The sequence below is a fragment of the Capnocytophaga catalasegens genome, from assembly GCF_026005215.1.
Lineage (GTDB): Bacteria > Bacteroidota > Bacteroidia > Flavobacteriales > Flavobacteriaceae > Capnocytophaga > Capnocytophaga catalasegens.
Genome location: NZ_BPMA01000045.1, coordinates 1 through 613, shown reverse-complemented (window position 1 = coordinate 613; position 613 = coordinate 1). Strand labels below are relative to the sequence as shown.

Below are 613 nucleotides of genomic sequence, written 5' to 3'. Positions count from 1 at the left end.
AAGAAGGAGATACTATAAAGGTGCTCTGGGAAAATAATGAAGTCGTTTGGATTAAAAAATAATAGATTATGGCAGTAGAATATGGAAAATGGCAGGAAATTAAAAGAAATCCTACAATACCTTTTACACAAGAAAAAGGTGTTTTAATAAAAGGATGGTGGAGTGCTGATAAAGAAGGAAAAATTGTTATTACAGAAGCTTCTTTAGAAGATACTGTGTATTTTCATATAGAGATGATGGGAGCTTCTATACAAAATGGCGAGAAACTAAGCTTGCAACTCTATGATTATGACTCATTTATATGGGTTGATTATCTAAACCCTGATGATAAAATAGAAAAGCCTAAAGAGTGTATTGTAGAAAATGGGAGAGCTATCCTTAAAGTTTATTTAAAACCACAATGGAAAGAATATATAGAACATGGTTTTTTTGGCTCTAACATTGATCTTTACTGGGAAGTAAAATACAACAAAAAAAATATTACCATAAACCTGCCCAAAGAAGAAAAATATTATTTAAGAGTTCGGAATAATAGAAATATCTATATAAAACCCGTAATGAGTGAGAGTGGTTACAATTACGGCGTACCCGAAATCTATGCTTTTGATGGTAG

1 pseudogene is annotated in these 613 nt (G+C 31.3%); it reads left to right on the top strand.

The features are described from left to right. Nucleotides 1-68 precede the first annotated feature (68 nt). A pseudogene (locus OO775_RS11305) lies at nt 69-613 on the top strand (hypothetical protein); the annotation flags it as partial.